Genomic DNA, 21,056 nt, shown 5'->3' with positions numbered 1-21,056 from the left:
CTTCATCGTTCGACTTGCATGTGTTAAGCACGCCGCCAGCGTTCGTCCTGAGCCAGGATCAAACTCTCCAACAATGTCAAATTTGATCGAGGCAATTTAATGCACTCAAAGGAACCTCTCACGAGGTTCTTATACATAAGCTCTACTGGCTTAGTTCACTAGCACACTGTTGAGTTCTCAAGCAACACACCCCAGATCGCACCACCGTCAAGCGGCCTTATCCGAAGCAGTTATTTCTTGGCTTTTGTTCGGAGCACACCCTAACACCTGCTCGAAACTGCCGTTTCAGCGGGGTAAGGTTACCTCTCCGGTTCGGGACCACCCACTCTACCACCATCCGGTGGGAGCTTGGTTCGTGTTCCCGGCGGCCGCTCGGTTTCCCTGGCGACGAAGAGAACATTACACGGCCCGAAACCGGCATTTACAGGGGGGTCCCTTTTTTCGCGCCGACGCTCTGACCTGCGTCGATCTAGCTCTCGGCCGCCTCGTCGCCCGAAGCGGCGCCTGGCGCCGGCTCGCCGTGGGTCGCGACCACCGTCAACACGACGAGGGCGGCGGCGAGCCCGGCGGTGAGGTGGATGGGCGCGGGCGTGAACGACGCGGCGAGCACGAGCACCGCGGTCACCGGGAAGCCGATCGCGATCGGGCGGCATTCGTTGCTCGGCCCGATGTGCATCAGCCAGACGCTCAGCAGGTAGATCGCGACGGGCACGGTCGTCGCCATGGCGGCGGGCAGCGAAGCGACGTGCCCGGTGTGCGTGTCGTAGTCGACCGCGACTTCGAGGCCGGCGCCGAGCGCGGCCGCCGAGGCGAAGATCAGGTAGTGCCCGTAACCCCAGCTCGCGACGGTGAACAGGTTCTTCGCCTTCTCGAGCCGGATGTGGCCCGGCTGGTCGAAGTACAGCCACCACAGGGAGAAGAGCAGCACGAGCCCGGCGGCGGCGAGCGAGATCAGGCTGCCGGTGTGCTCGCCCTCGTCCAGTCCTTCCTTGACCGCGGTGGTCGCGCCGAGGATGGATTCACCCAGCACGATGATCGTGAACAGGCCGTAGCGCTCGGCGATGTGGTGCGGATGCCAGCCCGTCCAGCGCTTGCGTTCGGCGATCACCGGCACCGCGAGCTCGGCCACCAGGAGCACGAAGAACGACGGCAGCCCCAACGATTCCGGCAGACCCAGGCGAACGATCCACAGGATCTGGACGATCGTGATGCCGATGGCGTACCGCAGCGCGGCCGGGCGGCACTGCGGATCGGTCCGCGCGGCACGCAGCCACTGCACGACCATCGCCAGCCGCATCAGGACATAGCCGGCGACCATGATCCTGAAGTCGCCTTCGAAGGCCGACGAGACACCGGCGGCGACGGTCAGCCCGCCGGCGATCTGCACCAGCGTCACCAGCCGGTACAGCACGTCGTCGGTGTCGAACGACGACGCGAACCAGCTGAAGTTCAGCCAGCCCCACCAGATCGCGAAGAACACCATCCCGAAGCTGAGTACCCCGTGCCCGATGTGGTTCTCGGCGATCGCGTGGTGCAAGCCGGCCGCGGCCTGCGCGACGGCGACCACGAAACACAGGTCGAACAACAGCTCCAACGGGGTCGCGACCCGGTGTCCCTCACCGGAATCGCGCATCGTCATCGGCCGGTACCAGACCCGCAGCCGATTCCGCCGGACAGAACTCTCCGCCATCTCCACTCCTCGCACTCTCGATCTGCGGAGATCTTCGCAGCCGGAGGCGGTTCACACACTCGGAGGAACGCGCGGCGGGTGGGTCCGGGCCGGGTGCACCTCCCCAGGCGACCCCGCGCGGACCCACCCGCGCGAATGCCTCACCGGGCCTCGGCTAGTCAGTGGTGGTGAGCCGGCTGCCGCCGAACGGTCCCCCGCGGACGCCGACGGCTGTCCACCGGCTCGTGACCGTAGGTGTCCATTCCTGAGAAACTCCGGACTCACCACGATCGCTTCGCCGATCGATCCATCCCCGATCGATCGACAGAAATACCACTGTCGGTAGCCAAGACACAGCAGTGAAGGCTCCGTAAGGTCTACCTGGTTGCTCTGAGTAGCACCAGAGGATGACAGCCTCAGTCACTCGGATGGAGCATTGAGTCTTGCCGAACGTAGTCATCGGTACGCACGGATGACTCAGCCTCGTTGACTGTCGGCGGCAGCCCTTTCGGCTTCCTCCCGCTCAGTGAGCGAACGCCGGTTCCGGCGCGCACGAAGCTCGATCACCGCGAGTAAGAGCGCCGAACTCGTCAAAACGGCGGCGCAGAGCATCGCCGCGGTCAGCGCCGACGGGTAGCCGCCGTTCGCGCCCAGTACCGCGTGGAAGACCGAGGCCAGCACGACCGTGCCGATCGCGGTGCCGATCCGCTGACCGGTCTGCAGCGCTCCCCCGGCCACGCCCGCCATCGACGTCGGCACGCATTCCAGGGTCAGTGTGGTGTTGGGCGAGATGACCATGCCGCCACCGACGCCGGCGACGAGCAACGGCACCGCGAACCACCAGCCCGCCGCGGTGCCGGGATCCTGACCGGCGAGGACGGCGACCGTGACCATCCCGGCGATCACCATGACCAGCCCGGTGACGGTGAGCTTGCGGCCCCACTTCGGCACCAGCCGTCCCGCGATCGCCGCCGACACGGCCGAGCCGAGGGCGAAGGAGGTGACGGCCAGCCCGGACTGCAGTGGCGTGTAGCCGAGGCCTTCCTGGAAGAAGAGGGCGAAGACCAGCCACATACCGGTGAACCCGCTGAAGTACAGCGCGCCGACGGCGGCACCTGTGGCGTAGCCGGGAGTGCCGGTGAACAGTCGCGTGTCCAGCAGCGGCGGGCGGCCGCGCCGCACCATCGAGCGCTCCCAGCGTACGAACGCGAAGCCGAAGACCACCGCGACGATGAACAGCCACCACAGGCTGCTGAGCCCGCCCTGTTCGGATTCGATCAACGGGAGCAGGACCCCGAGGACGGCCACGCCCAGCAGCATGATGCCGACGAAGTCGATCTCGCCTCGCAGGCCTTTCGACGGTCTCTCCGCTTTCGGGAGCCATCTCAGTGCCAGGGCGAACGCCAGGATGCCGATGGGTACGTTCACGTAGAAGACCCAGCGCCAGCCTTCCGGGTCGCCGAACACGGCGAGGATCACGCCGCCGAGCACCGGGCCGACGGCGGTCGAGATCCCGACGGTGGCACCGAACATCCCGAACGCGCGGCCACGTTCCGCGCCGCGGAACAGATCCTGGATCATGCCGCTGTTCTGCGGCGTCATCATGCCCGACGCGACGCCCTGCAGGAGCCGCGCGGCGATCAGCGTCGTCTCGTCCGGCGCGGCGCCGGCGAAAGCGCTGGTCAGCACGAACGCGGCGAGCGCGAACAGGAACATGCGGCGGCGGCCGAGCGCGTCGCCGAGCCTGCCGCCGGTCACCAGCACCAGCCCGAAGGCCAGCGCGTAACCCGACACGACCCACTGGATCCCGCCGCTCGACGCGCCGAGGTCCTGCTGGATCGAGGGCAGCGCCGTGTTGACGATGCTGACGTCGAGCAGGCCCATGAACCCGGCGGCGAGGGAGACGGCGAGCGCCTTCCAGCGCCGGGGGTCGGGTTCGTGGGTGCTCATCAGGTGCTGGCGGCGATCCCGGGGATGCCCTTGAGCTCACCGATCAGCATCGACGTCACCTTCACCGGGTAGTCGTACAGCGCGAAGACCGTCTGGTTCTTGCCGACCAGCTTGAGGTGCACCGGGGTCTCGCCCTTGTGCGCCAGCAGGGTCTGTTTCAGTTCGCTGACCACCGATTGGTCGATCTTCTCCGCCGCGGCCAGCAGAACGAGAGGCATGTCCTCGTCACCGTTGCCGATCTCGGACAGGTCGAGCGGCACGAGTCCGCCGCCGAAGATGGACATCTTGTCCTCGCGCCAGTTCACCCGGCCCTTGACCAGGACCGCGTTGTCCTCGATGAGGTCGGCGGAGAACATCGCGTAGGACTTCGGGAAGTACAGGACCTCGAGCGAAGCGTCCATGTCCTCGATGGTGCAGATCGCCCAGGGCTCGCCCTTCTTGTTGACCCGGCGCTCCAGCGAGGTGATCAGCCCGGAGACGATCAGCTCGCCTTCCTTCGGCGGGTCGGAGATGATCGCGGCGATCGGCCGAGGGGCGTGTTTGCGCAGGATGCGTTCGGCGCCGTCCAGCGGGTGCGCCGAGACGTACAGGCCGAGCATCTCCCGTTCGTAGGCGAGGAGTTGCTTGCGCGGGTACTCCTCTTCACCGAACTTCAAGTGCGCGAGCGGTGAAGAGGACACCGCGGCTTCCGCGTCGTCGTCCCCACCGAAACCGAAGAGGTCGAACTGGCCCATCGCCTCCTGGCGCTTGAGCGGGACCACGGCCTCGACCGCGTCCTCGTGCACCTGGATCATCGAAAGCCGGGAGTTGCCGAGCGAGTCGAACCCGCCCGCCTTGATCAGCGATTCGATGACCCGCTTGTTGCAGGCCACCAGTTCGGACTTGTCGAGGAAGTCGGTGAAGGTGGAGTACTTCCCCTTCTCACCGCGGGTCTTGATGATCGACTCGACGACGTTCGCGCCGACGTTGCGGACGGCACCCATGCCGAAGCGGATGTCGCCCCCGACGGCCGCGAACCTCAGCGCCGATTCGTTGACGTCCGGCGGGAGCACCTTGATCCCGAGGCGGCGGCACTCCGAGAGGTAGACCGCGGACTTGTCCTTGTTGTCACCGACCGAGGTGAGCAGCGCGGCCATGTACTCCGGCGTGAAGTTCGCCTTGAGGTACGCGGTCCAGTAGGAGATCAGGCCGTACGCGGCCGCGTGGCTCTTGTTGAACGCGTAGCCGGCGAACGGGAGGATCGTGTCCCAGAGCGCCTTCACCGCTTCCGGCGAGAACCCGCCTTCGATCAGCGGGCTGGCCTTCATCCCGGCCTCGAAGCCCTCGTACTCGAGATCGAGGACTTCCTTCTTCTTCTTACCCATGGCCCGGCGGAGCACGTCCGCGCGGCCCATCGTGTACCCGGCCACCTTCTGGCCGATGTGCATGATCTGCTCCTGATAGACGATAAGGCCGTAGGTGTCGGCCAGGATCTCCTTCAGGGGCTCCTCGAGCTGCGGGTGGATCGGCTTGACCTTCTGCCGATTGTTCTTCCGGTCCGCGTAGTCGTTGTGCGCGTTCATGCCCATCGGGCCGGGGCGGTACAGCGCGCCCACCGCCACGATGTCGTCGAACACCGTCGGCTGCATCCGGCGCAGCAGGTCTCGCATCGGCCCGCCGTCCAGCTGGAACACGCCGAGCGTGTCTCCCCTGGCGAGCAGCTTGTACGTCTCCGGGTCTTCGACGCCGAGGGTATCGAGGTCGATGTCGACCCCGCGGTTGGTCTTGATGTTGTCGATCGCGTCACCGATGACGGTGAGGTTCCGCAGGCCCAGGAAGTCCATCTTGAGCAGGCCGATGTTCTCGCACGACGGGTAGTCCCAGCCGGTGATGATCGAGCCGTCGTCGCGCTGCCACAGCGGGATGGCGTCGGTCAGCGGGTCGCAGGACATGATGACCGCGCAGGCGTGGACGCCGGCGTTGCGGATCAGCCCTTCGAGGCCGCGGGCGGTCTCGAAGATCGTCTTGCACTCTTCGTCGGTCTCGACGAGCGCGCGGACTTCGGCGGCCTCGCCGTACCGCTCGTGCTTCGAGTCGACGATGCCCGAAAGCGGGATGTCCTTCGCCATGATCGGCGGCGGCAGGGCCTTCGAGATCCGGTCCGCGATCGCGTACCCCGGCTGGCCGAAGTGGACGCGGGCGGAGTCCTTGATGGCCGCCTTGGTCTTAATGGTGCCGAAGGTGATGACCTGCGCGACCTTGTCGACGCCGTACTTGTCGGTGGCGTAGCGGATCATCTCGCCGCGACGGCGGTCGTCGAAGTCGATGTCGATATCGGGCATCGAGACGCGCTCGGGGTTCAGGAACCGCTCGAACAGCAGCTTCTGCGGGATCGGGTCCAGGTTGGTGATACCGAGGACGTACGCGACCAGCGAACCGGCGGCGGAACCACGGCCGGGGCCGACGCGGATGCCGACCTTGCGGGCGTAGTTGATGAGGTCGGCGACGATGAGGAAGTAGGCGGGGAAGCCCTTCCCGATGATGACGTCGAGCTCGATCTCGATGCGCTCGTTGTAGTACTCGTCCGGGACGCCTTCGGGGTACCGCCACTTGAGGCCACGCCCGACCTCTTCCCGCAGCCAGGTGCCCTGGTCGTAGCCGTCGGGGACCTCGAAGAACGGCAGCCGGTCCTTGTGCGTGTAGACGTCCTTGTAGGACTCGACGCGCTCGGCGATCAGCAGCGTCGAGTCGGCGGCGCCGGGGACTTCCTTGTCCCAGTACTCACGCATGTCGGCGGCCGACTTCAGGTAGTAGCCGTCACCGTCGAACTTGAACCGGTTCGGGTCGTTCAGCGTCTTGCCCGCCTGCACGCAAAGCAGCGCGGAGTGGGTGTCGGCCTGGTCCTTGGTGACGTAGTGCGAGTCGTTGGTGGCCAGCGGCCGGAGGTCGAGCAGCTTGCCGACCTCGAGCAGGCCCTCACGGACCGACCGCTCGATCGGCAGGCCGTGGTCCATCAGTTCGAGGAAGAAGTTGTCGGCGCCGAAGATGTCCTTGTAGTCCGAGGCGGCCTGGATCGCTTCGGTGCGCTGCCCCAGCCGAAGCCGTGTCTGCACCTCGCCGGACGGGCAGCCGGTGGTGGCGATGATGCCCTGGTGGTTCTCCGCGATCAGCTCGCGGTCCATCCGGGGCTTGCGGTAGTAGCCCTGCATGCTCGCGAGCGAAGAGAGCTTGAACAGGTTCCGCAGGCCGGTGGAGTTCTCGGCGAGCATCGTCATGTGGGTGTAGGCACCACTACCGGAGACGTCGCCGCCTTCACCGAACTCGTCGGAGCCACGCTGGTTGGCCTGACCCCAGAAGACCGGCTTCTTGTGGAACCGGCTCTCCGGCGCGACGTAGGCCTCGATGCCGATGATCGGCTTCAGCTCGTGCTTGACCGCCTGCTGGTAGAACTCGTCCGCGCCGTACATGTTGCCGTGGTCGGTCATCCCGACCGCGGGCATGCCCAGGCGCGCCGCCTCCTTGAACAAGGGGGCGATCTTCGCCGCACCGTCGAGCATCGAGTACTCGGTGTGCACATGCAGGTGGACGAAGGAATCGTTCGACACCAGCGAAAACCTCCCCTAGGCAGACGGATCCCTGGCTGCTTGACGCGGGCCGGTCCTCCCACCTTATGCGCCGAGTCCAGACGACACTTGGGCGGGATGGCGGGCCGCCGCGGCAAGCTTCCTCCCGTAATCGGCCAGTGCCAAATAGGCGCGCGGGGAGGCCTCGGTTACCCCCGAACGGGGTGCCGGGTCAGCTCAGCCGGGCCAGCCGCTCGTCGACCACCTCCTTGTCGAACCACTCCGGATCGAACCCGTGGCCGCCGAGCTCTTCGAGCAGCCCCTCGTTCTCTTCGTCGTCCGGATCGCGCAGTGCCTCCAGCAACATCTCGTAGCTGCTCGGGCCTTCACATTCCGGCGGCGGCGCGGCGCGTTCGCCGTCGAGGCAACTCGGCGCTTCGGGGAGGACGGCCAGCCGCTCGACGCGGATCCAGTGCCTCCAGCCTTCCGACTCGTAGACGAGCCTGTGGCCGGGCGAAGTGATGACCTGGCCGAGTGTCACTTCGTCGTCCAGTCGGTCGCCCTCGCCACTCTGGGCATCGACGCTGAAGCCGCCGTACCCGGTCTCGAACCGGTGATACCGCCGCTCGTCGCTGTCGAACGCGACCGCGAGGATCCGGTGCAGTCCGGCGAGGGTGACGTCGGAGCGGACTTCGAGCCGTCGCCAGATCGCGGCGTCCGGCTCGGACAGGGCGACCGCCAACCGGAGTCCGGTGACCGGCACCGGCGGGGGCAGGACGAGCGGCAGCTGATCGGCCGACGACGCGCGGGGCAACGGTTCGTAGTCGGGAAGACCGAGCCATCGGCGCAGCTGGAAGGCGCGCTCGGGCAGATCGGGCCTCGGATCGGTCCCCAGTTCCAGGAGCTCGGGGATCGTCTCCCGAATCCAAGCGGCCGAGTCCGCCCGGCCGATCAGGGCCGATTCGACCTGGCTCCGGAACTCCTCGGGGGTCAACGGTGCCTCGGTCACCCCGAAGCCGTTGCGAAGAACCGCCAGGGCGTCCGCGGGATCGGGGTGAAGTTCGATCACGTCGACCTCGCGACCGTTGACCATCACCTCGACACCCACCGAACGTTTGCCGGCGGTCAGTGTGGCGGCCAGGACCACGAAGTCCTGATCCACCTGGCCTTGGACGACACAGTCCGACAGCTCGATCGGTCCGTGGAGCAGCTTCGGCCAGCGCTCCACCCTGGTCACGTCCAAGGGCGGACGCGTCCGGTGGGAGCGCTGGTTCTTCGGTCTTTTGGCGGGCTTGCGGCCGCGGCTGACGGGGGACACGGGATCAGTATCGCCACCGGCACCGACAGTTTCGGCGCCGTGAGCAGCCACGATCCAAAAGTGCTTGCCGACCTGGGCGCGAGTGGGCAGACTGGCCAGCCGCCAAGATCACCGAACCGCCGGAGAGTTGATGATCGACCTGCAGGCCATGAACGAACGCGTGATCGCGGAGTTCCGCGCGAACGGCCGCCACGGCGACGGTCTCCCGACGCTGCTGCTCACCACCACCGGCGCCCGCACCGGACGACGGCATGTGACGCCGATGCTGTTCCTGGCCGACAACGACCACTACATCGTGTTCGCCGCGAACGGGGGTGCCCCCGGTCATCCGGACTGGTATCGCAACCTGGTCGCGGAGTCGTCTGTCGACGTCGAAGCGGACGGAGAGGCCTTCACCGCTCACGCGATCGAGGTCACCGGAGCGGCTCGGGACCGTCTGTTCGCGAAGCAGGCGAAGGCGTTCCCGCGGCTGGCAGAGCACCAGTCGAAGACCAGCCGCCCGTTCCCGGTGATCGCGCTCAAGCGCGTCTGACGTAAGTGGCGATTCGGGGCCAGGGGTCTTTGGTACCTGCTGGACTCTGGCCGCGGGTTGATCGCCGGTCCGTGAAGGCCTCCTTGACCTTCGCACCTTCCCCAAGTACGTGAAGGACCCCTTCATTGCGCCTAGCGCAATGAAGGGGTCCTTCACGTACCTCAGGCGGCCAGGGGGCCGAACCGTGGAGGGCCAAGGGGCTGACGAGGGAACTCGACCTTCACGCCTTGCCGAAGCGGCGGCACCGACAACGTTGTGACCCTGGCCACCTTCACCCGGGAATCCGCTGTCACCACCGAACTCCACGCCCACGAAAGCACCCAGCACGGCTTCCGATTCTCAAGTGGATACACCGACGACGCGGACTTCGCAGCGCGGATCGGAGCCCTCGGCTGATCGCTTGACAAAGCGATGGACCGACCGCACGATCTCGTCTCATGAACCTGTCTGACAGCCAGACAGCCGGACACGGTGGTCCAAGACGCATCAGCGCGATGGAAGCCGTTCTGGCCCATCTCCGCGGCGCCATCGAGCGCGGCGAGTACCCCGTCGGCCACAAGCTGCCGTCGGAATCAGCGCTCGGCAAGGAGTTCGAGGTCAGCCGTTCGGTCGTCCGCGAAGCGTTGCGGGGGCTGCAGGCGCTCGGGCTCACCGTGTCCAAAACGGGCAAAGGGACCTTCGTGACCGCCACCGGGCCGGTCGAGAACCCCACCTTCGGGACCTACTCGGCCCGTGACCTGTTCGAGGTCCGGCGCCACGTCGAAATCCCCGTCGCCGGGTACGCGGCCGTGCGCCGCAGCACCGACGACCTCGACCTCCTCGGCCATCTCGTCGAGCGAATGGATCTCGAAACCGACAACACCGCATGGGTGGCGCTGGACTCGCTGTTCCACATCACCATCGCCCAGGCCTCGGGTAATCCGGTGTTCGGCAAGGTCATCGAAGAGATCCGGGACGCATTGGCCCGCCAATCCTCTTTTCTCAACCAATTGGGTGGCCGTCGGACCCGCTCGAACACCGAGCACCGTGAGATCGTCACCGCCATCGCCTCCGGTTCCGAAGCGGACGCCGTCGCGGCGATGACCTCCCATCTCGAGCACGTCGAGAACGCGCTGACCACCATCGTGCGGCCAGGCCACACGACGCACCAGAACAAGGACGACTGACACCGTGACCGAACAGACCCTCAGCGCGGACGGCAAAGCCGCGCCGGTGCCGGCCGACGCCGGTGACGCCGGCTACGACAAGGCGCTGAAGCCCCGCCACGTCAACATGATCGCGATCGGCGGCGCCATCGGCACCGGCCTGTTCCTCGGCGCGGGCGGACGGCTCGCACAGGCGGGCCCGGCGCTCGCGATCGTTTACGCGGTCTGCGGCCTTTTCGCGTTCTTCGTGGTGCGCGCGCTCGGCGAACTCATCCTGTACCGCCCCTCCTCCGGCGCCTTCGTTTCCTACGCCCGGGAATTCATGGGCGAGAAAGGCGCGTTCGTCGCGGGCTGGATGCACTTCCTGAACTGGTCGACGACCGGGATCGCGGATATCACCGCGATCGCGCTGTACGCGCATTTCTGGTCCTTCTTCACACCGATCCCGCAGTGGGTGCTGGCCCTCATCGCGCTCGCGGTGGTGCTCGCGCTGAACATGGTGTCTGTGAAGCTGTTCGGCGAGATGGAGTTCTGGTTCGCCATCATCAAGGTCGCCGCGCTGGTGACCTTCATGGGGATCGGGATCTGGCTGCTGGTCACCCAGCAGCCGATCGACGGGCAGACGCCCGGCTTCTCGCTGCTCTCCGACAACGGCGGGATCTTCCCGGCGGGCCTGCTGCCGATGGTGCTGATCGTCCAGGGCGTCGTGTTCGCCTACGCCTCGGTCGAGCTGGTCGGCGTCGCCGCCGGTGAGACGGAGAACCCGCGCAAGATCATGCCGAAGGCGATCAACTCGATCATGTGGCGGATCGGGATCTTCTACGTCGGTTCGGTGGTCCTGCTGGCGATGCTGATGCCGTGGGACTCCTACTCGAAGAAGGAGAGCCCGTTCGTCACCGTGCTGTCGCACATCGGCGTGCCGCAGGCGGGCAACGTGATGAACCTGGTGGTGCTGACGGCGGCGCTGTCCAGCCTGAACTCGGGTCTCTACTCCACCGGCCGCATCCTGCGTTCGATGTCGCTGGCCGGATCCGCGCCGAAGTTCACCGGCGTGATGAACAAGAACCACGTGCCCTACGGCGGGATCCTGCTCACCGCCGCGGTCTGTGTGCTCGGTGTCGGCCTGAACGCCATCGTGCCGAGCGAGGCTTTCGAGATCGTGCTGAACTTCGCCGCCGTCGGCATCCTCGGCACCTGGGCGATCATCGTGCTGTCCCATCTGATGTTCGTCCGCAAGGCCAAGCGCGGCGAGGTGGAACGTCCGTCGTACCGGCTGCCGTTCTCGCCCTACACCGAGATCGCGACGCTGGTCTTCCTCGCCGCCGTCGTGGTGCTGATGGGCTTCGACGAGATCGGCCGGATCACCCTGTACTGCCTGCCGGTCATCGGGCTCGCGCTGGTGGCGGGCTGGTTCGGGGTCCGCAAGCGGATCAACATGGACGTCTTCGAAAAGACGAAGCTGTGATCCCCGAGATCCGCGTTCCCGCGCACGAACCGCTGGTGCACCTCCTCCGCGACGGCATGGTCGAGGGGGTGCACCACGGTTCGGCCGTGGTGCTCGCGCCCGACGGCCGCGTGCTGTTCGCCGCGGGCGACATCGAAGCGGCGTTCTATCCGCGTTCGGCGGCGAAACCCTTGCAGGCCACCGCGATGGCGCGGCTCGGGGTCGAGCTGAGCCCGGCGGGGTTCGCCGTCGGCGCGGCCAGCCACTCCGGCGAGGAGATCCACCTTTCGGAGGTCCTCCGGACCTTGGACGGCGCCGCGCTCACCGCTGAGGATCTGCGAACGCCGGAGGATCTCCCGTTCGACCCTGTCGAGCGCGACGCCTGGATAGCTTCCGGACGGACCGCTTCCCGGTTGGCGCACAACTGTTCCGGCAAACACGCGGCGATGCTCGCGACCTGCCGTCTGCACGACTGGTCCACAAAGGACTACCTGGATCCGGCACACCCGCTGCAGTGCGCGATCGCGGACTGCGTCGAGGACCTGACGGGGCAACGGATCCCGAAGGTCGCCGTCGACGGCTGCGGCGCTCCCCTGTTCGCGGTCTCGCTGCACGGGCTCGCCCGCGCTGTCGGCAGGATCGCCGCGGCTTCCCCCGGAACCCCGGAAGGCCTTGTCGCCGAAGGGATCCGGAAGCATCCGGAACTGGTCGCCGGTACTCGCCGCGACGTCACCGCGCTCATGCGCGCGGTGCCCGGCCTGATCGCCAAGGACGGTTTCGAGGCCGTCCAGGTCGCCGCCCTGCCCGACGGCACGGCGATCGCGATCAAGATCGCCGACGGCGGGGACCGCGCCCGGCGGCCGGTGCTCGCCGCCGCGCTCGCGCTGTGCGGTGTCGAGCAAGACGTACTGGAGCCGGCCCCCGGTCTGCGCGTGGCGGGCGCGCTCGCCGAACCTCACCTCGCCGCCTAGGAGCCTTCGATGTACCGCGTGGAACACGATCTGCTGGGGGACAAGGAAGTCCCGGCCGACGCCTACTGGGGTGTGCACACCGCCCGCGCCAGGGAGAACTTCCCCATCACCGGCACCGCGATCTCCGCGTACCCGCATCTGATCGAGGCGCTCGCGTCGGTCAAGGAAGCCGCCGCGAGCGCCAACGCCGACCTGGGCCTGCTGAAGCCGGACGTCGCCGACGCGATCCGCCGGGCCTGCCGCGAGATCCGGGAAGGCGCGCTGCACGAGGAGTTCGTCGTCGACGTCATCCAGGGCGGCGCGGGCACCTCGACGAACATGAACGCCAACGAGGTGATCGCGAACCGCGCGCTCGAACTGCTCGGGCACGAGAAGGGCGACTACGCCCGCGTGCACCCGAACGAACACGTGAACCTCGGGCAGTCGACGAACGACGCGTATCCGACCGCGGTCAACGTCGCCACGATCATCGCCGTCCGCGAGCTGGCCGAGGCGATGGTCGTGCTGGAGCAGGCTTTCGCGGCCAAGGCCGTCGAGTTCCGCGAGCTGCTGAAGATGGGCCGCACGCAGTTGCAGGACGCCGTCCCGATGACGCTGGGGCAGGAGTTCGGCACCTACGCGGTCATGCTCGGGGAAGACCGGCTGCGGCTCACCGAGGCGGTGGCGCTGCTGCACGAGATCAACCTCGGCGCGACCGCGATCGGCACCGGTCTCAACGCCGCGCCCGGGTACGCCGAGGCCGCCGTCGCGCACCTTCGCGAGCTCACCGGGCTTCCGGTCGTGAGCGCCGCGGACCTCGTCGAGGCGACGCAGGACTGCGGCGCTTTCGTGCACCTTTCCGGTGTGCTCAAGCGGATCGCGGTGAAACTTTCGAAGAGCTGCAACGATCTGCGGCTGCTTTCGTCCGGGCCCCGGGCGGGGCTCAACGAGATCAACCTGCCGCCGGTGCAGGCGGGGTCGTCGATCATGCCCGGCAAGATCAACCCGGTGATCCCCGAGGTGGTCAACCAGGTCGCGTTCGAGGTCATCGGCAACGACGTCGCCGTCACGATGGCGGCCGAGGCGGGCCAGCTGCAGCTCAACGCGTTCGAGCCGCTGATCCTGCACTCGCTTTCGGAGAGCATCACGCATCTGCGGTCGGCCTGTGTGGTGCTGGCGGAGCGGTGCGTCTCCGGGATCACCGCGAACGCCGACGTGATGCGGGGCTACGTCGAGAACTCGATCGGGCTGGTGACCGCGTTGAACCCGAGCATCGGGTACGCGGCGGCGACCGAGATCGCGAAGGAGGCGCTCGAGACCGGGCGTGGCGTGGCGGAACTCGTCGTCGAGAAGGGCCTTTTGCCCGCGGAGGAGCTGGCGAAGCTGCTGAAGCCGGAGACGCTCGCGCGGCTTTCCTGAGACCAGCGGGACGGTACCGGGCGGTCCGTCCCGCGCCAGGGCCTCGTGAGTGGCTGGGACGGTTCTAGCCGTTCTAGCCACTCACGAGACCCACCCACCTGCTTGACCTGGGGTACCTTCGGAACCGGAAGGTGATCATCCGCACGAAAGGTGGCCCAGGCGTGCTCGAAAGGCTCCTCGACCGATACCTCGGCCTCCCACCGGCCGAAGGCCCCGCCCCCACGGCGACCAAGGGGATCCCCGTCCCGATGCCCGACGGCGTCCGGCTGCTGGCCGACCGCTACGCCGTACCGGGCGACGAGCCGCGGCCGGTGGTGCTGATCCGCACGCCGTACGGCCGCAAGGGCGTGATGGGCAAGATCTTCGGCGAGACCTTCGCGCGGCACGGGCTGCAGGTGGTCCTCCAGAGCACTCGCGGGACCTTCGGCTCCGGCGGCGAGTTCCGGCCGTTCCACCTGGAGAAGGAGGACGGCCTAGCCACCGTCGCCTGGCTGCGCGAGCAGCCGTGGTGCGACGGCCGGGTCGCGATGGCGGGCGCGAGCTACCTCGGCCACACCCAATGGGCTGTCGCGCCGTACCTCGACGAGCCGCTCGAAGCGCTGTGTCTCGGGGTCACCGCGTCGGAATTCGTCTCGACCTTCTATCCCGGCGGGATCCTCGCGGTCGACAACATGGTCTCGTGGTCGGCGCTGATCGGGCGACAGGAGGGCCGGTTCGCCGGCCTGCCGAACCCTTGGCAGACGAAGAAGACCCGCCAAGCCATGGCTCACCTGCCGGTTTCCAGCGCGGACGTCGCGGCCATCGGCAAGCAAGTGCGGTTCCTGCAGGACGTCGCCGGGCACGCCGAACCCGGCGACGACTTCTGGGCGCCGTCGGACCACAGCGCCGAGGTCGCCGCGCTGAGGACCCCGGTGAGCATGGTGACCGGCTGGTACGACCTGTTCATCTCCGCGCAGCTGCGCGACTTCAAGGAACTCGCCGCGGCCGGGCGCGAACCGCGGATCACCATCGGCCCCTGGGCCCACGGCGAGCCCGCCAGCCTGAAAACCCTGATCACCGACCAGATCGGCTTTCTCTCCGCCCACCTGCTCGGTGATCGCGCGCCGCTGCGGCAGGCGCCCGTCCGCCTGTACCTCCAGGGCACCGGGCGATGGCTGGACTTCGAAAGCTGGCCGCCGAAATCCGACGCCAGCCCGTATTTCCTGCGTCCTGGCGGGCTTTCCCCGTCCGAGCCTGTCGAGTCGAAGCCGGGCACGTTCACCTTCGACCCGGCGGATCCGACGCCGAGCGCGGGCGGCCCCCTGCTGTCGGGTGTGCAGAAACAGCAGGACAACAAGGACGTCGAAGTGCGCCGGGACGTGCTGCTCTTCACCGGTGACAAGCTGAAGCGCGACCTCGACGTCATCGGCGAGGTCTCCGCCCTGGTGCACGTCCGGACCGACCTCGGGCACGGCGACGTCTTCGTCCGTCTGTGCGATGTGGACGGTCGCGGAATCTCCCGCAACGTCACCGACGGCATCCTCCGCCTGCGCCCCGGCAGCCCCGGGTCCGATGTGGACGGAGTGGTCGCAGCCGAGGTGAGCCTCGACCCGACCGCCTACCGGTTCCGGCGCGGGCACCGGCTGCGGCTGCAGGTCGCGGGCGGCGCGTTCCCGCGCTTCGCCCGCAACCACGGCACCGGCGAACCGGTTTTCAGCGCGGTGGACGGGAAACCCGCGCGGTTCGAGATCTTCCACGACCCCGCGCATCCGTCCCGGATCACGCTGCCGGTTTTCGAGGGCTAAGCCGGGACGACCCGCTGATGGGTGGTCAGCCTGCCGTCGTCGTGCAGCACGTGGAACAGCAACGACGGCGGCAGGTCGTAATCGATCGGCCCGCCTTCGCCCCACGGCCGGAGACCGTTCTCCTCCCACGGGAGCAGGATGCTCGACCCGACCGAGGGCGCGGACAGCAGCGGTAACCCCGCGAACCTCGTCGACGCCGAGGCGTGGACGTGCCCGCAGAGCAGGGCCACCACTCGCGGGTGGCGGGCGAGCACCTCGGCCAGTTCGTCTTCGCCGTGCTGGCGCATCGCGTCCACCAGCGGCAGGCCCAGCGGGACCGGCGGGTGGTGGAAGGCGACGAAGGCGGGGCCGTCGCCGTCGGCGAGAACGCCGTCCAGCCAGGCCAGGGTCTCGTCGTCGAACCGCCCGTCCGGCTTGCCGGGGATACTCGAGTCGGCCATGACGAATGTGACGTCGCCGACGGTGTGCGCCATGTTGACCGGAGCGTCGTCCGGCGCCTGGCCGAGCAGCCCTTCGCGGAACGGGCCGCGCTTGTCGTGGTTGCCGGGGCAGGTGAAGAGCGGTGTGCCGGTCTTGAAGAGCTCGGCCGCGCGCCGGTACTCCTCGAGCGTGCCGTGGTCGGCGATGTCGCCGGTCACCAGGATCGCGTCGACCGGTGTCACCAGGCTCTCCAGGTAGCGCATGACCCGCTCGGTGCGCTCGTCGGCGCGTTCCCCGCCGTCGAGATGGTTGTCACTCAGATGTGCCGTCACGAACATTGCGTCACCCCATGTCGTCCAGATATGCCAACGTTTTCACCCAGTTCCGCACGAGCAGCTCCAGCGCCGTCGCGAGGTCGGAGACGCGGATCGCCTCGGCGATCCGGAGATGCTCATCGATACTCTCCCGGGAGCGTTCGACGCCACCGAAATACCGCGCGTCATAGCGCTTCAGCAGCGGCTTCGTCTGCTCGATCAGGCGCAGCAGATGCGGATTCGTGCAGCGCGAGACCAGCAGCGCGTGCCAGCGATCGTCCAAAGTGGTCAGATCGCCCTGCCGATCGAGTTCCGCGGCCATCTCGGCGGCGATCCGGTCCAGGCCGCCGGTGAGCCCGGCGAGGTCCTGCGGTGAACTCCAGCGCAACGCGAGCGATTCCAGCTCGGCGACGAGCGGGTACAGCTGCCGGGCCTCTTCGGGGTCGAACGGCGGCACGAGGAAACCACGACCGGGCGCCGAGACGAGCAGGCCGCGATCGGCCAGCCCGATCAGCGCCTCACGCAGCGGTGTCCGGCTGACGCCCAATTCGCGGGCGAGGTGCACCTCGTTGATCCGGCTGTCCGCGGCGATCCGGCCGTCGAGCACGCGGGCGGTGATCTCCTCCGCGAGGTCGCGCCGGAGCAGGTTCCTCGTCATCCGCACAGTATTGCATGCAGTTCAGCCGTACTGTATTCAGTTAGGCATGACGGACTTCGATGTGAACCGCGCCCGCGCCGAGACGCCGGGCTGCGCGGAAGTGGTCCACCTCAACAACGCCGGATCGTCGCTGCCGCCCGCGCGGGTGACCGACACCGTCGTCGACTACCTGCGCGAAGAAGCCCTGATCGGCGGATACGAGCAGGCCGCGGCGACCACGGAACGGCTGAACGGCGTCTACGCCTCGGCCGCGCGCCTGGTCGGCGCCGAACCCGAAGACATCGCGCTGACCGACAACGCGACCCGGTCCTGGCAGGCGATCTTCTACGCGCTGCCGTTCGCCGCGGGAGACCGGATCCTGACGGCGAAGTCCGAGTACGCGAGCAACGTCATCTCCTTTCTGCAGATCGCGAAGCGCACCGGCGCCGTCGTCGAGGTGATCGAGAACGACGAGTCCGGGCAGCTGGACGTCGAGGACCTGAAGCGCCGCGTCGACGGCGACGTCAAGCTGATCGCCGTCTCCCATGTGCCGACCCAGGGCGGGCTGGTGAACCCCGCCGAGGAGATCGGCGCGGTCGCACGGGAGGCCGGGATCCCGTTCCTGCTGGACGCGTGCCAGAGCGCCGGCCAGATCGACCTCGACGTCGCGCGCCTGAACTGCGACGCGCTCAGCGTGACAGGCCGCAAGTACCTGCGAGGACCGCGAGGCACCGGGTTCCTTTACGCGCACCCGCGCCTGCGTGAACGCCTGGAGCCCGCGATGCTCGACCTCCACTCGGCGGCGTGGACAGCGCCCGAAAGCTACGAAGTCGATTCGACGGCGAAGATGTTCGAGGTCTGGGAACGCGATCACGCCGCCGTGCACGGCCTCGGCGCCGCGATCGACTACGCCCTCGAATGGGGCATGCCCGCCATCGAGGCCCGCGTCGCCGCGCTCGCGGCGAAACTGCGTGACGCGCTCCGCGAGGTCCCCGGCGTCCAGGTGCACGACCAGGGCGCGCGGCAGTGCGGAATCGTCACGTTCAGCGTGGCGAAAACGCCCTCGCAAGAGGTGAAACAGCGCCTGGCGGCGGCGAAGATCAACGTCAGCGTCGTGGAGGCGACGTCCGCCCAGTTCGACTTCACCGCGCGCGGACTGCCGTCGATGGTCCGGTCCTCGGTGCACTACTTCAACACCGAAGACGACATCGCCCTCCTCGTCGACGAGGTCGGGAAACTGGTCTAACGGCGGGAAAGCAGCGACTCGGACGGCGGGGCGAACGGCAGCCCCGTCGTTTTCGCGCGCTTGCCGATCACCAGCGCCTCTCCCAGCAGGCTGACGCCGATCGACAACGTCACCGGCCGCGCGTCGGGATGCGCGCCGGCCGCGGTGGCGAGGAAACCGATCCCGAAGTTCACCAGCAGCGACAGCACCCAGACGCCGAACGTCCAGCCGGTGTAGTGCAGCCAGAGCACGCCGTCGCGCTCGAACAGTTTCGTGGTGGTGGCGCGCACCGCGCCGAGGCCGCAGCCGACCGCGGAGCCCAGCACGAGCCAGAGTCCGTCCGTGAAGGTGAAGACTTCGAGCTTGACCAGGCCGTAGACCGCGATCGCGAGCAGGATCACCGGCGCCCCGAACACCTCGCGGGCGACCAGCGGTTCCCCGCGCAGCCTGCGCACGATCAGCACGATCACCGCGGCGACCACCAGCGCGATCAGCATCCAGGTCTTCATAAGCTCCCCCTTTGTAGCACAACTGTGCCAAATAAAATAGCAAGGTCGTGCTATAAAGGCAACATGCCCAAGATCGTCGACCCCGAGGCCAGGCGCCTGGAAATAGCCGAAGCCGTCTTCCGCGTGATCCAGCGGGACGGTCTCGCGCAGGCGTCGCTCAGGAGCGTGGCCGAAGAGGCCGGTCTCGCGATCGGTTCGGTGCGGCACTACTTCCGCGGCCACGACGAGCTGATCGTTTTTGCCATGCGCGCGCTCGGCGACAGGCTCGAAGCGAGACTGCTGGGCCACCTTCCCGACCTGCTCGACCCCAAGACCCCGCGCTCACGGCGGCAGGAAATCACCGAAGCGCTGCTCAGCGAACTGCTCCCGGTCACCGAGCAGACCCGGGCCGAAACCGACGTCTGGCTGGCGTTCTCGGCCGCCGCGAAGAACCGCCCGGACCTCGCCGACGAGGCCGCCCGCATGCACGAGGGGGTCCGGGCGCTCGTCCGGCGGGTGCTCGACAGCGCGAACGAAGCGGGTGGCCTGCTCGACGACCTCGACCTGGCCGTCGAGACCGAACGGCTGGCCGCGCTGCTGGACGGCCTCGCCCTGGCGACGGGCCGGACCTCGCCGGAGCTGATGCGAACGGTGCTCCGGCGACACCTGGAGAGCCTGCGGCGCCCGGAGCCGGCTGGCACGGTGGAGGGATGAGCACGTTCTACGAAGTCGCGGCCCAGGACCCCGGCCGTGTCGCGGTGATCGACGTCGACGGGCGAGAGACCACCTTCGGCGAACTGTCCGCGCGCGCGAACCAGCTGACCCACGCCTTGCGGGCCCTCGGCCTCGGCGAGGGTGATGGCATCGTCGCGATCATCCACAATGGACTCACCTACTACGAGCTGCTGCTGGCGACCCTGCAGGCGGGGATCTACTTCACCCCGGTCAATCACCGGTCCTCGCCGGGCGAGATCGCCTACATCGCGGCCAACAGCGGCGCCAAGGTGGCCGTCGCGGACGCGGACATCGCGGCTACCTGCACCATGGAACTCAAGAGCCTGCACCGGTTTTCGCGCGGCGGGACACCGGGCTGGGCGGACTACGCGTCCTGGGGTGAGGACCAGCCCACCACCACGCCGGAGTACCGGACCTCCGGTCAGACGATGCTCTACACCTCCGGGACCACGGGGCGACCCAAAGGTGTCCGGCGCGCCTTGTCCGGGCTGCCGCCCGCGCTGCACCCGATCCACGCGCACACCCTCGAACGCCTGGACGTCCTGCCGGGGCACGGCGTGCACCTCGTCGCCTGCCCGCTATACCACGCGGCGCCGGGCACGTTCTCGACAGCGATCCTGCATCTCGGGCACACGCTCGTGCTGATGGACCGGTTCGACGCCGAGGAGACGTTGCGGCTCACCGAAAAGCATCGGGTGACGAGCACCCATCTGGTGCCGACGATGTTCCACCGCATGCTGCGGCTGCCCGAGGACGTCCGCGCGCGCTACGACCTGTCGAGCCTGGTCTCGGTGATCCACGGCGCCGCGCCGTGCCCGCGGGAGGTCAAGGAGCGGATGCTCGCCTGGCTCGGGCCGGTGGTCCACGAGTACTACGGCGCGTCCGAAGGCCTGATCACGGCGGTGCACGCGCGCGAATGGCTCGCCGAGCCGGGCACCGTCGGCGAGCCGCTGGACGGGGTGCGGGTCGAGGTTCTCGACGACGACGGCCGGGAACTCCCCGCGGGCGAGACGGGGACGCTCTACTTCAGTTCCGCGCACACGAAGTTCGACTATCACGATGATCCGGAAAAGACGGCCGCCGCGCGCTCCGGGGAGTTCGTCACCGTCGGGGACGTCGGCTATCTCGACGCCGCGGGCCGGGTGTTCCTGTGCGACCGGCGGACGGATCTCATCCTTTCCGGCGGGGTGAACATCTATCCGGCCGAGATCGAGGCGCGACTGCTGAGCCACCCCGACGTCGCCGACGCCGCGGTGATCGGGGAACCGGATCCCGAATGGGGACAACGGGTCGTCGCCGTCGTCCAACCCGTCGAAGGTGTCGTCGGGGACTCCGAGCTGGCGAAGCGGCTCGAAGAGCACTGCCGGGCCGAGCTCGCCGGGTTCAAGACGCCGCGCCGGTTCGATTTCCGGGAACGGCTGCCGCGGACGGAGAGCGGCAAGATGCTGCGACGGACGCTTCGGGCACCCTGATTCGCGGTACGG

Annotated in this window: 16 protein-coding genes and 1 rRNA gene; 9 read left to right on the top strand and 8 right to left on the bottom strand. The window is 67.9% G+C overall.

The window, feature by feature from the left end:
• The 5 genes from ACZ6YV_RS43205 to ACZ6YV_RS43185 all read right to left on the bottom strand — a co-directional run.
• Nucleotides 1-74: ribosomal RNA gene (locus ACZ6YV_RS43205) — 16S ribosomal RNA — on the bottom strand; the annotation flags it as partial.
• Between the two features lie 395 nt (nucleotides 75-469).
• On the bottom strand, nucleotides 470-1,690 hold the full coding sequence (locus tag ACZ6YV_RS43200; protein WP_465515200.1) for a low temperature requirement protein A: 1,221 nt from the start codon (nucleotides 1,688-1,690) through the stop codon (nucleotides 470-472).
• A gap of 456 nt (nucleotides 1,691-2,146) precedes the next feature.
• The gene (locus ACZ6YV_RS43195; protein WP_465515199.1) at nucleotides 2,147-3,619 is read right to left on the bottom strand and encodes an MFS transporter; all 1,473 of its coding nucleotides are present in this window, start codon (nucleotides 3,617-3,619) and stop codon (nucleotides 2,147-2,149) included.
• Nucleotides 3,619-7,203 (bottom strand): DNA polymerase III subunit alpha, encoded by a 3,585-nt coding sequence (gene dnaE / locus ACZ6YV_RS43190; RefSeq protein WP_465515198.1) that lies wholly within the window; start codon nucleotides 7,201-7,203, stop codon nucleotides 3,619-3,621. Before dnaE ends, ACZ6YV_RS43195 begins: the two co-directional genes overlap by 1 nt.
• A 190-nt stretch (nucleotides 7,204-7,393) precedes the next feature.
• Nucleotides 7,394-8,479 (bottom strand): plasmid pRiA4b ORF-3 family protein, encoded by a 1,086-nt coding sequence (locus tag ACZ6YV_RS43185; RefSeq protein WP_465515197.1) that lies wholly within the window; start codon nucleotides 8,477-8,479, stop codon nucleotides 7,394-7,396.
• Nucleotides 8,480-8,609: 130 nt separating this feature from the next.
• Between ACZ6YV_RS43185 and ACZ6YV_RS43180 the strand changes: the two genes are divergently transcribed.
• From ACZ6YV_RS43180 to ACZ6YV_RS43155, 6 genes are all read left to right on the top strand, one after another.
• Nucleotides 8,610-9,011, top strand: coding sequence for a nitroreductase/quinone reductase family protein (locus ACZ6YV_RS43180; protein ID WP_465515196.1), 402 nt, complete (start codon nucleotides 8,610-8,612; stop codon nucleotides 9,009-9,011).
• A 494-nt stretch (nucleotides 9,012-9,505) separates the two neighbouring features.
• Nucleotides 9,506-10,177 (top strand): FadR/GntR family transcriptional regulator, encoded by a 672-nt coding sequence (locus tag ACZ6YV_RS43175; protein WP_378248147.1) that lies wholly within the window; start codon nucleotides 9,506-9,508, stop codon nucleotides 10,175-10,177.
• Nucleotides 10,178-10,181: 4 nt separating this feature from the next.
• Entirely contained in the window at nucleotides 10,182-11,621 is a 1,440-nt protein-coding gene (locus tag ACZ6YV_RS43170; RefSeq protein ID WP_465515195.1) for an amino acid permease, read from the top strand.
• Entirely contained in the window at nucleotides 11,618-12,571 is a 954-nt protein-coding gene (locus ACZ6YV_RS43165) for an asparaginase (RefSeq protein WP_465515194.1), read from the top strand. Before ACZ6YV_RS43170 ends, ACZ6YV_RS43165 begins: the two co-directional genes overlap by 4 nt.
• 9 nt (nucleotides 12,572-12,580) lie before the next feature.
• Nucleotides 12,581-13,969 (top strand): aspartate ammonia-lyase, encoded by a 1,389-nt coding sequence (aspA, locus tag ACZ6YV_RS43160; RefSeq protein ID WP_465515193.1) that lies wholly within the window; start codon nucleotides 12,581-12,583, stop codon nucleotides 13,967-13,969.
• A 161-nt stretch (nucleotides 13,970-14,130) separates the two neighbouring features.
• Nucleotides 14,131-15,753, top strand: coding sequence for a CocE/NonD family hydrolase (locus ACZ6YV_RS43155; protein WP_465515192.1), 1,623 nt, complete (start codon nucleotides 14,131-14,133; stop codon nucleotides 15,751-15,753).
• Here the strand turns inward: ACZ6YV_RS43155 and ACZ6YV_RS43150 are convergent.
• Together ACZ6YV_RS43150 and ACZ6YV_RS43145 are read right to left on the bottom strand one after the other, a co-directional pair.
• Nucleotides 15,750-16,511 (bottom strand): metallophosphoesterase, encoded by a 762-nt coding sequence (locus ACZ6YV_RS43150; protein WP_465515191.1) that lies wholly within the window; start codon nucleotides 16,509-16,511, stop codon nucleotides 15,750-15,752. The genes ACZ6YV_RS43155 and ACZ6YV_RS43150 overlap by 4 nt on opposite strands.
• A 4-nt stretch (nucleotides 16,512-16,515) precedes the next feature.
• Nucleotides 16,516-17,145: a GntR family transcriptional regulator gene (locus ACZ6YV_RS43145; protein ID WP_465515190.1), complete on the bottom strand. Its 630-nt coding sequence runs from the start codon at nucleotides 17,143-17,145 to the stop codon at nucleotides 16,516-16,518.
• Nucleotides 17,146-17,191: 46 nt separating this feature from the next.
• Here ACZ6YV_RS43145 and ACZ6YV_RS43140 point away from each other — a divergent pair, with 46 nt between their 5' ends.
• Complete coding sequence (locus ACZ6YV_RS43140) at nucleotides 17,192-18,370, top strand: aminotransferase class V-fold PLP-dependent enzyme (protein ID WP_465515189.1); 1,179 nt, start codon at nucleotides 17,192-17,194, stop codon at nucleotides 18,368-18,370.
• On the opposite strand, the gene ACZ6YV_RS43135 is transcribed toward ACZ6YV_RS43140, so the two are convergent.
• A complete protein-coding gene (locus tag ACZ6YV_RS43135; RefSeq protein WP_465515188.1) occupies nucleotides 18,367-18,858 on the bottom strand; it encodes a DUF1453 domain-containing protein in 492 nt (163 codons plus the stop codon). The two genes, ACZ6YV_RS43140 and ACZ6YV_RS43135, sit on opposite strands and share 4 nt — an antisense overlap.
• A 63-nt stretch (nucleotides 18,859-18,921) precedes the next feature.
• Between ACZ6YV_RS43135 and ACZ6YV_RS43130 the strand changes: the two genes are divergently transcribed.
• Both ACZ6YV_RS43130 and ACZ6YV_RS43125 read left to right on the top strand, forming a co-directional pair.
• Nucleotides 18,922-19,551, top strand: coding sequence for a TetR/AcrR family transcriptional regulator (locus ACZ6YV_RS43130; protein WP_465515187.1), 630 nt, complete (start codon nucleotides 18,922-18,924; stop codon nucleotides 19,549-19,551).
• Nucleotides 19,548-21,044, top strand: a complete 1,497-nt coding sequence (locus tag ACZ6YV_RS43125; RefSeq protein ID WP_465515186.1) for an AMP-binding protein — start codon at nucleotides 19,548-19,550, stop codon at nucleotides 21,042-21,044. The genes ACZ6YV_RS43130 and ACZ6YV_RS43125 overlap by 4 nt, the downstream gene beginning before the upstream one ends.
• The last annotated feature ends 12 nt before the right edge of the window (nucleotides 21,045-21,056 follow it).

It is taken from the genome of Amycolatopsis sp. NPDC102522 (assembly GCF_055584485.1).
This window is presented reverse-complemented; position numbering and strand designations above follow the sequence as displayed.

What these genes read in the sequence shown, in the direction of transcription:
- ACZ6YV_RS43150 (WP_465515191.1), bottom strand. Translation starts at nt 16,511, where the DNA reads ATGTTCGTGACGGCACATCTGAGTGACAACCATCTCGACGGCGGGGAA.
- ACZ6YV_RS43200 (WP_465515200.1), bottom strand. Translation starts at nt 1,690, where the DNA reads ATGGCGGAGAGTTCTGTCCGGCGGAATCGGCTGCGGGTCTGGTACCGG.
- ACZ6YV_RS43180 (WP_465515196.1), top strand. Translation starts at nt 8,610, where the DNA reads ATGATCGACCTGCAGGCCATGAACGAACGCGTGATCGCGGAGTTCCGC.
- ACZ6YV_RS43140 (WP_465515189.1), top strand. Translation starts at nt 17,192, where the DNA reads ATGACGGACTTCGATGTGAACCGCGCCCGCGCCGAGACGCCGGGCTGC.
- ACZ6YV_RS43175 (WP_378248147.1), top strand. Translation starts at nt 9,506, where the DNA reads ATGGAAGCCGTTCTGGCCCATCTCCGCGGCGCCATCGAGCGCGGCGAG.
- ACZ6YV_RS43135 (WP_465515188.1), bottom strand. Translation starts at nt 18,858, where the DNA reads ATGAAGACCTGGATGCTGATCGCGCTGGTGGTCGCCGCGGTGATCGTG.
- ACZ6YV_RS43130 (WP_465515187.1), top strand. Translation starts at nt 18,922, where the DNA reads ATGCCCAAGATCGTCGACCCCGAGGCCAGGCGCCTGGAAATAGCCGAA.
- aspA (WP_465515193.1), top strand. Translation starts at nt 12,581, where the DNA reads ATGTACCGCGTGGAACACGATCTGCTGGGGGACAAGGAAGTCCCGGCC.
- ACZ6YV_RS43145 (WP_465515190.1), bottom strand. Translation starts at nt 17,145, where the DNA reads ATGACGAGGAACCTGCTCCGGCGCGACCTCGCGGAGGAGATCACCGCC.
- ACZ6YV_RS43125 (WP_465515186.1), top strand. Translation starts at nt 19,548, where the DNA reads ATGAGCACGTTCTACGAAGTCGCGGCCCAGGACCCCGGCCGTGTCGCG.
- ACZ6YV_RS43195 (WP_465515199.1), bottom strand. Translation starts at nt 3,619, where the DNA reads ATGAGCACCCACGAACCCGACCCCCGGCGCTGGAAGGCGCTCGCCGTC.